This window comes from Allobosea sp. BH3, assembly GCF_025499465.1.
Classification (GTDB): Bacteria; Pseudomonadota; Alphaproteobacteria; order Rhizobiales; family Beijerinckiaceae; genus Allobosea.
Genome location: NZ_JAIMCA010000006.1, coordinates 190,009 through 201,827, shown reverse-complemented (window position 1 = coordinate 201,827; position 11,819 = coordinate 190,009). Strand labels below are relative to the sequence as shown.

Annotated in this window: 10 protein-coding genes; 6 read left to right on the top strand and 4 right to left on the bottom strand. The window is 66.6% G+C overall.

What is annotated here, in order from left to right; all coding sequences use genetic code 11:
* Positions 1 to 44 precede the first annotated feature (44 nt).
* The 3 genes from BoBH3_RS20645 to BoBH3_RS20635 are packed head-to-tail and all read left to right on the top strand — an operon-like array spanning position 45 to position 4,836.
* Positions 45 to 521, top strand: coding sequence for a MarR family winged helix-turn-helix transcriptional regulator (locus BoBH3_RS20645; protein ID WP_262332743.1), 477 nt, complete (start codon positions 45 to 47; stop codon positions 519 to 521).
* Positions 522 to 535: 14 nt separating this feature from the next.
* Entirely contained in the window at positions 536 to 1,717 is a 1,182-nt protein-coding gene (locus tag BoBH3_RS20640) for an efflux RND transporter periplasmic adaptor subunit (RefSeq protein WP_262332742.1), read from the top strand.
* Positions 1,718 to 1,761: 44 nt separating this feature from the next.
* Complete coding sequence (locus BoBH3_RS20635; protein WP_410050636.1) at positions 1,762 to 4,836, top strand: efflux RND transporter permease subunit; 3,075 nt, start codon at positions 1,762 to 1,764, stop codon at positions 4,834 to 4,836.
* Between the two features lie 34 nt (positions 4,837 to 4,870).
* Here the strand turns inward: BoBH3_RS20635 and BoBH3_RS20630 are convergent, their stop codons facing one another.
* Together BoBH3_RS20630 and BoBH3_RS20625 are read right to left on the bottom strand one after the other, a co-directional pair.
* Positions 4,871 to 6,247, bottom strand: coding sequence for a methyl-accepting chemotaxis protein (locus tag BoBH3_RS20630; protein WP_262332740.1), 1,377 nt, complete (start codon positions 6,245 to 6,247; stop codon positions 4,871 to 4,873).
* 138 nt (positions 6,248 to 6,385) lie between these two features.
* A complete protein-coding gene (locus BoBH3_RS20625; RefSeq protein ID WP_262332739.1) occupies positions 6,386 to 7,624 on the bottom strand; it encodes an aspartate kinase in 1,239 nt (412 codons plus the stop codon).
* Positions 7,625 to 7,742: 118 nt separating this feature from the next.
* On the opposite strand from BoBH3_RS20625, the gene ubiG reads away from it, so the two are divergent.
* The gene (gene ubiG / locus BoBH3_RS20620) at positions 7,743 to 8,498 is read left to right on the top strand and encodes a bifunctional 2-polyprenyl-6-hydroxyphenol methylase/3-demethylubiquinol 3-O-methyltransferase UbiG (protein ID WP_262332738.1); all 756 of its coding nucleotides are present in this window, start codon (positions 7,743 to 7,745) and stop codon (positions 8,496 to 8,498) included.
* 10 nt (positions 8,499 to 8,508) lie between these two features.
* Here the strand turns inward: ubiG and BoBH3_RS20615 are convergent, their stop codons facing one another.
* Positions 8,509 to 8,970 (bottom strand): MarR family winged helix-turn-helix transcriptional regulator, encoded by a 462-nt coding sequence (locus BoBH3_RS20615; protein WP_262332737.1) that lies wholly within the window; start codon positions 8,968 to 8,970, stop codon positions 8,509 to 8,511.
* Between the two features lie 64 nt (positions 8,971 to 9,034).
* Here BoBH3_RS20615 and BoBH3_RS20610 point away from each other — a divergent pair, with 64 nt between their 5' ends.
* The gene (locus tag BoBH3_RS20610) at positions 9,035 to 9,976 is read left to right on the top strand and encodes a PLP-dependent cysteine synthase family protein (RefSeq protein WP_262332736.1); all 942 of its coding nucleotides are present in this window, start codon (positions 9,035 to 9,037) and stop codon (positions 9,974 to 9,976) included.
* 3 nt (positions 9,977 to 9,979) lie between these two features.
* Here BoBH3_RS20610 and BoBH3_RS20605 read toward each other — a convergent pair whose 3' ends face one another.
* The gene (locus BoBH3_RS20605) at positions 9,980 to 10,282 is read right to left on the bottom strand and encodes a hypothetical protein (RefSeq protein WP_262332735.1); all 303 of its coding nucleotides are present in this window, start codon (positions 10,280 to 10,282) and stop codon (positions 9,980 to 9,982) included.
* Positions 10,283 to 10,489: 207 nt separating this feature from the next.
* On the opposite strand from BoBH3_RS20605, the gene ccrA reads away from it, so the two are divergent.
* Positions 10,490 to 11,761, top strand: coding sequence for a crotonyl-CoA carboxylase/reductase (gene ccrA, locus BoBH3_RS20600; protein WP_262332734.1), 1,272 nt, complete (start codon positions 10,490 to 10,492; stop codon positions 11,759 to 11,761).
* Positions 11,762 to 11,819: the final 58 nt, after the last annotated feature.

Here is an 11,819-nt window from a genome sequence, read left to right as displayed (position 1 = left end):
AATCCCGCACATGATAAGCAAGCTTACGAAATGGAGACCTGCGGATGAAGCGACCCCTGAGGCGGGAATTCATATTCCAGCTCGTGGAAACCTCACGGTTGCTGCGCACCTATGTCGACCAGCGCGCGCGCCAGCACGGCACGACGCGGGCTCAATGGGGGGTGATGACCCGGCTGCGCCGGCAGGAGGGGCTGAACCAGGCGTCTCTGGCGGAGTTGATGGATCTGCAGCCGATCTCTCTCGCCCGCCTTCTCGACCGGCTGCAGAACCAGAACCTGATCGAGCGCCGGCAGGACCCGGCCGACCGGCGTGCCTACCGCCTGCATCTGACCCCGACCGGGCGGGCGCTGGTGGACGACCTCGACGAGGTGCGGACGGAGATCGCGCAGGATCTGCTCGGCGGCGTCGACGAAGAGGCGATCCTCGCCGCGCTCGGCGCGCTGGCCACCATCCGCGATCAGACGCGCACAACGCGTGAAGACAGGGCCGGGATGCCGGACGCGCCCGGCCGGACCGCTTGAAGAGGAAGACGGCATTGAAACGTTCGAGAGTTGTCGTCGGGCTCGTTCTCGTCGCGGTTGCGGCGGGCGGTGCCTGGTATATGCGTTCGCGCGCGCCGGAAGGGGCCAGCGTTGCCCGCCGGGGCGAGGGGGCGCCGGTGGCGGTGGTGGCCGCAGCCGCCGTCCAGGCGGATTTCCCGGTACGCAAGCACGCCATCGGCTTCGTCGAGACGCCGGCGAGCGTGGTGGTGCGCTCGCGCATCGACAGCCAGATCATGGCGCAGCACGTCAGCGACGGGCAGTTCGTCAAGGCGGGTGACCTGCTCTTCACCCTCGACGACCGCGACATCAAGGCCCAGATCGAGAAGGACGAGGCGATGCTGGCGCGCGACGAGGCCACGCATACGCGCAACCTCGCCGATCTGGAGCGCTACAAGCAGCTCTTCCAGCGCAATGCGGGCACGCAGCAGCAGGTCGACCAGGCGACCGCCGACGAGCGCAGCTCCGCCGCCAGCATCAAGGGCGACCGTGCGACGCTCGACGCGGATCGGCTGAAGCTGAGCTACACCAAAATCACGGCACCGATCGACGGGCGCATCGGCGCGGTCCAGGTCACCCCCGGCAATCTCGTCAGCGCCAACGCCAGCGGCACCGCGCTCCTGACCATCACTCAGATGAAGCCGCTGCGCGTCTCCTTCGCCATGCCGGAAAGCGAGCTGCCGACGCTGCAGGGCGCGCTCGCGGCCTCCAAGCCCGTGCCGGTGACGGCCCGCGTGCCGAATACGAAGGCCAAGCCGCCCGAGGGCAGGCTCAACTTCGTCGATTCCACGGTCGATATCGCCTCTGGCACGATCACCGCAAGAGCAGCCTTCGCCAATGACGACCTCAGCCTCTGGCCCGGCCAGTATGTCGATGTCGAGATCATTCCGGAGGTGTTGAAGGACGTCACCGTGATTCCGACCGTCGCCGTCCAGACCGGACAGAAGGGCCCTTACGCCTTCGTGCTGAAGCCGGATTCGACCGTCGACCTGCGCCAGATCAAGATTGCGCTCAGCGATGGTGAGAAGACCGCGGTGACGGAAGGCGTCGCGCCCGGCGAGCGCGTGGTCACCGACGGCCAGATGCGGCTGACCCAGGGAACGAGGGTGCGCGAGCGGGCGACGAGCGGGGAGAAGCCGGCGCTGAGCACCCCGGTTGCGGAGGGAGCACGCTCGTGAACGTCTCCACCTTCTGCATTCGCCATCCGGTCGCGACCATCCTGATGTCGGTCGCGCTGGTGCTGGCAGGGCTCTTCGCCTATCGCTTCCTGCCGGTGGCAGCGCTGCCTCGGGCCGAATTCCCGGTCGTCAACGTCTCCGCCCAGCTTCCCGGCGCCTCGCCCGACACCATGGCGACCTCGGTGGCGACGCCGCTGATCAAGCAGTTCGGCACCATCGCCGGGATCGATTCGATCTCGACCACGAATGCGCAGGGCTCGACCTCCATCGCGATCCAGTTCGTGCTGAACCGCAATATCGACGCCGCCGCGGCAGACGTGCAGGCCGCGATCGCCCGCACCCAGCGGCAATTGCCGATCGAGATGACGACGCAGCCGAGCTACCGCAAGGTGAACCCGGCTGACGCCCCGATCGTCCTGATGGCGCTGAAGAGCGATGTGGTGCCGCTCTCGCAGCTCGACGCCTTCGCCCAGCAGGTGATCTCGCCCGCGCTCTCGACCGTGGACGGCGTGGCGCAGGTGCTGATCTGGGGCAGCCAGAAATACGCGGTCCGCATCCGCATTGACCCGACGGCGCTGGCCGCGCGCGGTATCGGCCTCGACGAGCTGCAGCTCGCAATCACGGCCGCCAACGCCAATACGCCGGTCGGCACCATCCAGAACACCGCGCAGCAGCTCACCATCGAGGCGAAGACGCAGCTCGCCAACGCCGCCCAGTTCGCCAACGTCATCATCACCACGCGCTCCGGCAAGCCGGTGCGGCTTGGCGATGTGGCGACGGTGATCGACTCGGTCGAGAACACCCTGACCCGCTCGACCTATGACGGCACGCCCGCCATCGTGCTCGCCGTTCAGCGCCAGCCGGACGCCAACACGGTCGAGGTGGTGGACCGCGTCAAGGCGATGATCCCGGCCTTCGAGGCCCAGCTTCCGGCCGCAGCGTCGCTCTCCTTGCTGAACGACCGCTCGGTCTCGATCCGCCAGGCGGTGGAGGATGTGCAGTTCACGCTGCTGCTCACCATCGCGCTGGTGGTGATGGTGATCTTCGTCTTCCTGCGCAGGCTGGCCGCGACCTTCATCCCGGCGGTGGCGGTGCCGATCTCGATCATCGCGACGCTGGCGGCGATGTATCTCTTCGGCTTCTCGATCGACAACATCTCGCTGCTCGGCCTCACCCTCTCGGTCGGTCTCGTCGTCGACGATGCCATCGTCATGCTGGAGAACATCGTCCGCCACATGGAGGAGGATGGACTCGACGCCTTCGAGGCGGCGCTGAAGGGCTCCCGCGAGATCGGCTTCACCATCATCTCGATCTCGCTGTCGCTCGTGGCGGTCTTCATCCCCGTTCTGCTGATGGGCGGCGTCATCGGCCGCATCTTCAATGAGTTCGCCATCGTGGTGACGGTCTCGATCCTGGCCTCGGCCTTCGTCTCGCTCACGCTGACGCCGATGCTGTGCTCGCGCCTGCTCTCCGGCTATTCGCAGCATCATGAGGAGAACGCGCTCGGCCGTTGGCTCGAAAAGGGCTTCGACGCGCTGCTCGCCGGCTATGACCGCGGGCTGAAGCTCTGCCTGCGCCTCCAGCCGCTGATGCTGCTCGCCTTCTTCCTCACGCTTTTCGGCACGGTCTGGCTGCTGAAGGTGACGCCGAAGGGCTTCTTCCCGCAGGAGGATATCGGCCAGCTCAGCGTCTCGACCGAGGCGCGGCAGGACATCTCCTTCGACGCGATGCAGAAGCTGCAGGCCGAGGTCGCGACCGTCTTCCGCAGCTCGCCCTATGTCGCCCACGTCGCCTCGACCGTGGGCGGCAGCGGCCCCGGCAGCGCCGCGCTCAATGCCGGGCGCCTCTTCGTCGAGCTGAAGCCGCTCGACGAGCGGCCGCGCATGCCGGCGGTGCTCGCCTCGCTGAGGCGGGACCTCGCCCAGGTACCGGGCATCAACACCTACATGACGCCGGTGCAGAACCTGCAGATCGGCGCGCGCTCTTCGAAGAGCCAGTACCAGCTCGTCGTGCAGGGGCTCGATCAGGCGCTGATGAACGACTGGGCCGTGCGCCTTGCCGACACGATGGGCCGCGACCGCGCGACCTTCCTCGACGTCGCCACCGACCTGCAGAACAACGCGCTGCAGGCGACCGTGATCGTCGACCGCGACAAGGCCAACGCGCTCGGCATCGGCTCCGACATCCTGCGCTCAACGCTCTATTCGGGCTTCGGCGTCAGGCAGGTCTCGACGATCTACACGGCCGGCGACAGCTACAACGTCGTGGTCGAGTTCAACCCCAACGATCAGTGGACGCCCGAGCGCCTGAATTCCATCCGCGTGCGCACCAAGAACGGCACGCTGGTGCCGCTCGGCGCCATAGCGCGGATCGAGCGCACGGCCGGCCAGCTCACTGTCAACCAGCTCGGCCAGCTCCCGGCGGTAACGATCTCCTACAACCTGCCCCCCGGCGTCGCGCTGGGCGACAGCGTCAATCGCATCAATGCGATCAAGCAGGAGATCAACCTGCCGGCCTCGCTCTCCACGACGCTCGCGGGCACCGCCAAGACCTTCCAGGATTCGCTCGCGAACCAGGGGCTGCTGATCATGGGCGCGATCCTGACGATCTACATCGTGCTCGGCATCCTCTACGAGAGCTTCATCCACCCGCTGACGATCCTGACCGGTCTGCCGTCAGCGGCGGTCGGCGCGCTCGGTGCGCTCTGGCTTTTCGGGCTCGACCTCTCGGTCATCGCCATCATCGGGCTGCTGATGCTGATCGGCATCGTCAAGAAGAACGCGATCATGATGATCGACGTGGCGCTGGTGCTCAGGCGCGAGGGCAAGAGCGCGCAGGAGGCCATCCACCAAGCCTGCCTGATGCGCTTTCGGCCGATCCTGATGACGACGCTGGCGGCGCTGATGGGCACGCTGCCGATCGCGCTGGGCGCGGGCGCCTCGGCTGAACTACGTCAGCCGCTCGGCATCGCCGTGGTCGGCGGCCTGATGATCTCCCAGGTGCTGACGCTGTTCATCACGCCCGTCCTGTTCCTCTACATGGACAGGCTCTCGGAAGGGCTCGGCAGGCTATTCGGCGGCAAGCGCCAGCCGGAGCACGTCACGCACCCGGCGGAGTAAAGCCGGAGCAGCGTTGGAAAGGGCGAGGCTCGGCTCAGGCGGCCTTCAGCTTGGCCAGGAACTTGGCGACGAGATCGCCGATCATTCCCGCCGACGCCTCGACCTGGACAGCGGCGCTGTCCAGCTCGACCGAGCGGCGGGTGGCTTCGAAGATCGCTGCGCGTGCCGCCTGGGCCGACTGGACGCCCTCATGGGTTCGCGTCGCCGCTTGCTGTGCGTTGATGGCCATCTCGCTCGTCGCGTTAGACTGCTCGCTCACCGTATGGGCGATCGAGCGGGCAGCGTCCTCCAGCCGGCTGATCGTGCCGCCGATCGAGCCCACATGGGCAACGCAGGACTTCGTCGCTGCCTGCACCTGTGCGATCTGCATCGAGATTTCGGCCGTCGCGTTCGCGGTCTGGCTCGCGAGGCTCTTGACCTCGCCGGCCACGACGGCGAAGCCCAGCCCTGCCTCACCGGCGCGGGCCGCCTCGATGGTCGCATTCAGCGCAAGCAGGTTGGTCTTGTTGGCGATTTCCTGAATGAGCGTGACGATGGAGCCGATCCGTCCTGCTGCCTCTGCCAGGACGCCGATCGCGTCAGTGACGGCAGCGCGATCCTCGACCGCTTGTCCGGTCACCGACAAGGCTTGCTGCGTTTCGTTGCTGACCTGCTGCAAGGCGTCGGCCAGGTCTTCGGTTGACAGGACCGTGCGTTCGATCCGGCTCACGCCATCGCGCGCCGCGCTTTCGGCGGCGATCGCCTGCCGGTCGGCTTGCTCGCTGCATTCGACGCTCGCGGTCGAATAGGAGCGCAGAGCCGAGGCGGCGGCTTCGAGCCGCTCTGCCAGTGAGGCGACATCGTTTTGAAAGGCGGCCGAATTCGCCTGGAGTGCCTGCTCGCGCTGCTGCAGTTCGATACGCGTCGCACGCTGGAAGCAGGAGGTCGCGGCGAGCGCGTCGCTCAGCAGGAGCTTGGTCAGGGCGGCACAATCCGCGACGGCTTGCTTGGCGCTGAGGCGCCTGCTCTTGAGGATGGCGGCGAAAAGCGGCTCGATCAGACGTAGCGAGGTTCCGAGCCGGGTACGCACGCCCATGGCGTACCCCGACTCGGTCGCTGCAGCGCTTATCAGAGCATCCGCATAATCCTGGCCGAAAGCGCCGGTGAACAGGATCTCGAAATGTCTGGCCTCGGCATCGACGATCGCGTCGCGTTTGAGCGCGACATGAGCCTTCATGTCGGTGACCGAGCGCTCAAGATGGTCGCAATAGGCATGTGCCGCACCGCGAACCTGGGTCATCGCCACAGGCAGCAAGGCGCGAGCGACCCCATTTGACCGCTCGGTTACACCGCCGGCCGTCATGAGCTTCTGGATGGCGGCCACGGTGATCATCACGGGGGCCGGTGCACTGACGTCGGGATCGGTAGCCACGAACTCTCGAGCCTGCTGAATGCAGTGCTCGAAAATCTGGCATGAAGACCTTAAGACTTTTTCTTCGCTCAAGAAATGGGCAGAGCCTCGGCCCAGTTACTCTGGGTCAATGCGCGACTCTGCCAGACGCGGCCTCAATCAGGCCGCGTCGAGCCCATAGAGCGAGTGCAGCGTGCGGACCGCCAGCTCGGTATAGGCGGCGTCGATCAGTACCGAGAACTTGATCTCGGAGGTCGTGATGGCGCGGATGTTGATGCCCTTCTCGGCCAGCGCCCTGAAGGCGCGGGCCGCGACGCCAGCATGCGAGCGCATGCCGATGCCGATCGCCGAGATCTTCACCACGTCGGTCGCACCCTGGATCTCCTGATAGGCGATCACGTCGTGCTTGCTCTCGAGCAGCGTCTTGGCGCGCTCGTAATCGGCGGTCGGCACGGTGAAGGTGATGTCGGTCGTCGCCTGGTCGTCCGAGACGACCTGGATGATCATGTCGACATTGATGTTGGCATCGGCGAGCGGGCCGAAGATCGCCGCCGCGACGCCGGGCTTGTCGGCCACGCGCCGGAGGGTGATCTGGGCTTCGTCCCGGGAGAAGGCGATGCCGGTGACGATCTGCTGTTCCACGATGTCGTCCTCGTCACAGATGAGGGTGCCAAGCTTCGGATTGTCGGGGTCGTCGAAGGAGGAGCGCACATAGGTCGGCACGCGCTGCGTCATGGCGATCTCGACGGAGCGCACCTGCAGCACCTTGGAGCCGAGCGAAGCCATCTCCAGCATCTCCTCGAAGGAGACCTTGTCCATGCGCTTCGCCTTCGGCACCACGCGCGGATCGGTGGTGTAGACGCCGTCGACATCGGTGTAGATGTCGCAGCGATCGGCCTTGAGGCCGGCGGCCAGCGCCACAGCGCTGGTGTCCGAGCCGCCGCGGCCGAGCGTGACGATGCGGTTCGTCTGGGCATGCACGCCCTGGAAGCCGGAGCAGACCGCGATCTCGCGGTTGCGGTCGAAGCCGGCAAGGATGCCGGCGCCGTCGACGCTCTCGATGCGCGAGGAGCCGTGGGCATCCGAGCCGTAGAGCGGAATCTGCCAGCCTTGCCAGGAGCGCGCCGGCAGCCCCATCTCCTGCAGCACGATCGCCAGGAGCCCGGAGGTGACCTGCTCACCCGAGGCGACGACGACGTCGTATTCGGCCTGGTCGTAGATCGGGGCCGCCTCTTTACACCAAGAAACCAGCTCGTTGGTCTTGCCAGACATGGCCGAGACGATGACCGCGACCTCGTGGCCCGCGTCGAACTCGCGTTTGACGTGGCGCGCCGCGTTCTTGATCCGCTCGACGGTGGCGACGGACGTGCCACCGAATTTCATCACCAGACGGGCCATGACGGGTCTTTGAGGCTCTCGGGTCGCAAACTCGCCCTCGCGCCGGGCGCGGGGCGGGTGTAGATGACGACCGGCAGGCGCGGTGTCAATGCGTCGGGGCATAAAGAAGGACCGGTTCATGGCGGCTGCGACTGAGCGCACAGGCTCGACGATCGACCCGGCCGAGGTCGCCCGCTTCGATGCCATCGCGCGCGACTGGTGGGATCCGAAGGGGCCCATGGCCGTCCTGCACAAGTTCAACCCGGTCCGGCTCGCCTTCGTCCGCGATGAGGCATGCGCCCATTTCGGCCGCGATCCGAAGCAGATGCGTGCGCTGAAAGGGCTGAGCCTCGTCGATATCGGTTGTGGCGGCGGCGTGCTTTCCGAGCCGCTGGCGCGATTGGGCGCCGAGGTGACGGGGCTGGACCCCGCGCCGACCAATATCGCCGTCGCCCGTGCCCATGCCGAGGCGGGGGGGCTCGCCATCGATTACCGCGAGGAGACGATCGAGTCGGTGGTGGATTCGGGCCGGCGCTTCGACATCGTGCTCGCGATGGAGGTGGTCGAGCATGTCGCGGATGTCGAGGCCTTCGTCGCGGCCTGCTGCGCGGCGGTAAAGCCGGACGGGCTGCTCGTCATGGCGACGATCAACCGCACCGCGAAATCCTACGCGCTCGCCATCGTCGGAGCCGAATATGTGCTGCGCTGGCTGCCGCGCGGCACGCATGACTGGGAGAAATTCGTCACGCCCGACGAGCTCGGCGGCGCGATCGAGGCCAACGGCTTCGCGCTCGGGGCGCAGACCGGCGTGGTCTTCAATCCGCTGACCGGCCGCTGGATTGCGGCGCGCGACACGGACGTGAACTACATGCTCGCCGCCAGCCGGCGGGCTTGAGGCGGCGCCGCTAGCCCTCCGGTCGATCGTCGCCGAGCGCGTCGCTGACGGCCGCGATCTGCCGCACAAGCTCGGACGGCAGGATCGACGCCATCCCGGCCTGCGCCGCGCGCCAGGCCGGCAACGCTTCCTGAAGCCGCTTCAGCCCCGCCTCGGTCAGCCAGACCGCGCGGCGGCGCAGATCCTTTTCAACGCTTGCGATTTCGATCAACCCGTCGCGCTCCAGGGCGCGCAGGTTACGCGACAGCGTCGAGGGATCGAGCCCGGCGCGCGCCGCGAGCGCTGCCATCCTGTCATCCGCACTGGTGGCGATCAGCGCCATCAGCCCGACCTGGGGAAGGCTGAGGCCGCTCTCCGCCAGCGCCTCGTCGAAGCGTTGCGTGATGCGCCGCGCGGCCTGCCGGAGGCTCAGCCCCGGGCAGCTGATCGCCAGCGCGCGCAGCTCATCGCGAAATCCGTCCCGTCCGCTCATGCTGTCAATTTACATGCAGATACAATAGTTGCATATACATTAAATATCATGAGGAGGAGCCAGCATGCCGTCCGCGCTCGCCGACATTCTTGGCCGCATCGGCGGCACGACGCTGATGCCGCTGCGCCGCATCGTGCCGCCCAATTGCGCGCGCATCCTGCTCAAGCTCGAGAGCGAGAACCCGACCGGCAGCATGAAGGACCGCATGGCGCTGGCCATGGTCGCGGCGGCCGAAGCGGATGGACGCCTGCGTCCCGGCGGCGAGGTGGTCGAATACACCGGCGGCAGCACCGGGGTTTCGCTCGCGCAGGTTTGCGCCGTGAAGGGTTACAGGCTGAAGATCGTCACCTCGGACGCCTTCGCGCCCGAGAAGCTCACCCATATGCGCCTGCTCGGTGCGGAACTGACCGTCATCCCGAGTGAATCCGGGCGCATGACCGAGAAGCTGACCCGGGACATGATCAAGGCCGCCCGCGTCATTGCCGCGGAGACGGGCGCCGTCTGGACGGACCAGATGCGCAACACTGACCAACTTGCCGCCTATGACCGGCTCGCCGACGAGATCTGGCAGCAGACGGAAGGGAGCATCGACGGCTTCGTCCAGAGCGTCGGCACGGCGGCATCGCTGCGCGGCACGGGCGAGGCGCTGCGGCGGCGGGGAAGGCCGCTCGCACTGGTGGCGGTCGAGCCGGCGGAATCCGCCGTGCTTTCCGGCGGGCCCAGCGGCGCCCACAAGATCGACGGTGTCGGAGCGGGTTACGTCGTGCCGCTCTGGCGGGCCGATCTCGTCGATGCCGTCGAGCCCGTATCGACGGCCGATGCGATGGCGATGGCGCTCAGGCTGGCGCGGGAAGAGGGGCTCTTTGCGGGCACCTCGACCGGCGGCAACGTCGTCGCCGCTTTGCGCCTGGCGGAGAGGCTCGGCCCCGGCGCGACCATCGTGACGCTGATGTGCGATACCGGGATGAAATATCTCAACAGCTTCGCAGCAGCCCCGCCGCGATAGCCGTCACGGCCGGAGGACGGCTGCCGCGACGAGCAGCACCAACCCGCTGCCGAGCGCGATGGCGGCGCGCAGGGCATTGGGGTCGAGCCGGGTCGGCACTCCGAAACGCTGCCAGGCCCAGGCGCCGAGGAAGGCCCCGATCAGGACCAGTGCGGCATTGAGGGTAATGCCGAAGCCGCCATCGCCCATGAGCATGTCGGAAATCCAGCCGAACAGCAATGCGGTCAGCACGATCATCGAGCAGACGATGATGATCGACAGCAGCGGCAGGTCCGGCATGCCGACCATCATGAGCAGGCTGCGCATCGCGTTTTCTCCCGTACCAGCCTGCAGGATCGCGCGAAACCGTGAAGAAACCGCAAGCGGAACACGAGCCGGTAACCGGCGTTTTGCATCGCAATGTGATTCCTTGGGTGAATGGCGCGGTGCAGCAAATGATGCATGATCATCGTCCAAATCCACCCGCGAGGATGTAGGCTTCGCGAGGGAAGGATCAGCGCAGGGGAGACGACCATGCAGAAGTCGCAGGCTGCCGCAAAACCGCTCAAGGATCTCTACGAACTCGATGAATTGCCGCCGCTCGGCCATGTGCCGGCGAACATGTACGCCTGGGCCATCCGGCGCGAGCGCCACGGCGCGCCGCAGGACAGCTTTCAGGTCGAGGTCGTGCCGACATGGCCGATCGGCGAAGAGGAGGTACTGCTCCTCGTGATGGCCGGGGGTGTCAACTACAACGGCATCTGGGCCGGGCTCGGCCAGCCGATCTCGCCCTTCGACGTCCACAAGGCGCCGTTCCACGTCGCGGGCTCGGATTGCGCCGGCATCGTCTGGGCCATCGGTTCCAAGGTGAAGCGCTGGAAGGTCGGAGACGAAGTCATCGTCCACTGCAATCAGGACGACGGCGACGACGAGGAGTGCAACGGCGGCGACCCGATGTTCTCGGCCACCCAGCGCATTTGGGGCTATGAGACGCCGGATGGCTCCTTCGCCCAGTTCTGCCGGGTGCAGTCGCGCCAGCTCATGCTCAAGCCCAGGCACCTCGCCTGGGAGGAATCCGCCTGCTACACGCTGACGCTGGCGACGGCCTACCGCATGCTCTTCGGCCACGCGCCGCACACGATCAAGCCTGGCGACAACGTGCTGGTCTGGGGCGCCTCGGGCGGCCTCGGCGTCTTCGGCGTGCAGCTCTGCGCCGCTTCCGGGGCCAACGCCATCGGCGTGATCTCGGACGAGACGAAGCGGGACTATGTGCTGGGCCTCGGCGCCAAGGGCGTGATCAACCGCAAGGATTTCAACTGCTGGGGCCAGATGCCCACGGTCAATTCGCCCGAATACACCGAATGGACCAAGGAGGCCCGCCGCTTTGGCAAGGCGATCTGGGACATCACCGGCAAGAAGGATGTCGACGTTGTGTTCGAGCACCCTGGCGAGGCGACCTTCCCGGTCTCCTGCCTCGTTGCCAAGCGCGGCGGCATGGTGGTGTTCTGCGCCGGCACCTCGGGCTTCAACATCACCTTCGACGCCCGCTATGTCTGGATGCGGCAGAAGCGCATCCAGGGCTCGCATTTCGCCCATCTCAAGCAGGCGAGCGCCGCCAACCAGTTCGTGCTCGACCGGCGTGTCGACCCCTGCATGTCCGAGGTTTTCCCCTGGGATCAGATCCCGCTCGCTCACCACAAAATGTGGAAGAACCAGCATGCGCCCGGGAACATGGCCGTGCTGGTCTACGCACCGCGTACCGGCCTGCGGACTTACGAGGATGTGGCGGAGGCGCTGGCGGGGTAGCGGGCTAGGTCGTCTTGCGCCTGATCGCGATAACACTTAATCGTTCGGTAAAGTAATT

Coding starts and splice junctions, on each gene's coding strand:
- BoBH3_RS20610 (WP_262332736.1), top strand. CDS start 9,035: ATGCCGTCCGCGCTCGCCGACATTCTTGGCCGCATCGGCGGCACGACG.
- BoBH3_RS20625 (WP_262332739.1), bottom strand. CDS start 7,624: ATGGCCCGTCTGGTGATGAAATTCGGTGGCACGTCCGTCGCCACCGTC.
- BoBH3_RS20615 (WP_262332737.1), bottom strand. CDS start 8,970: ATGAGCGGACGGGACGGATTTCGCGATGAGCTGCGCGCGCTGGCGATC.
- ubiG (WP_262332738.1), top strand. CDS start 7,743: ATGGCGGCTGCGACTGAGCGCACAGGCTCGACGATCGACCCGGCCGAG.
- ccrA (WP_262332734.1), top strand. CDS start 10,490: ATGCAGAAGTCGCAGGCTGCCGCAAAACCGCTCAAGGATCTCTACGAA.
- BoBH3_RS20645 (WP_262332743.1), top strand. CDS start 45: ATGAAGCGACCCCTGAGGCGGGAATTCATATTCCAGCTCGTGGAAACC.
- BoBH3_RS20605 (WP_262332735.1), bottom strand. CDS start 10,282: ATGCGCAGCCTGCTCATGATGGTCGGCATGCCGGACCTGCCGCTGCTG.
- BoBH3_RS20635 (WP_410050636.1), top strand. CDS start 1,762: ATGTCGGTCGCGCTGGTGCTGGCAGGGCTCTTCGCCTATCGCTTCCTG.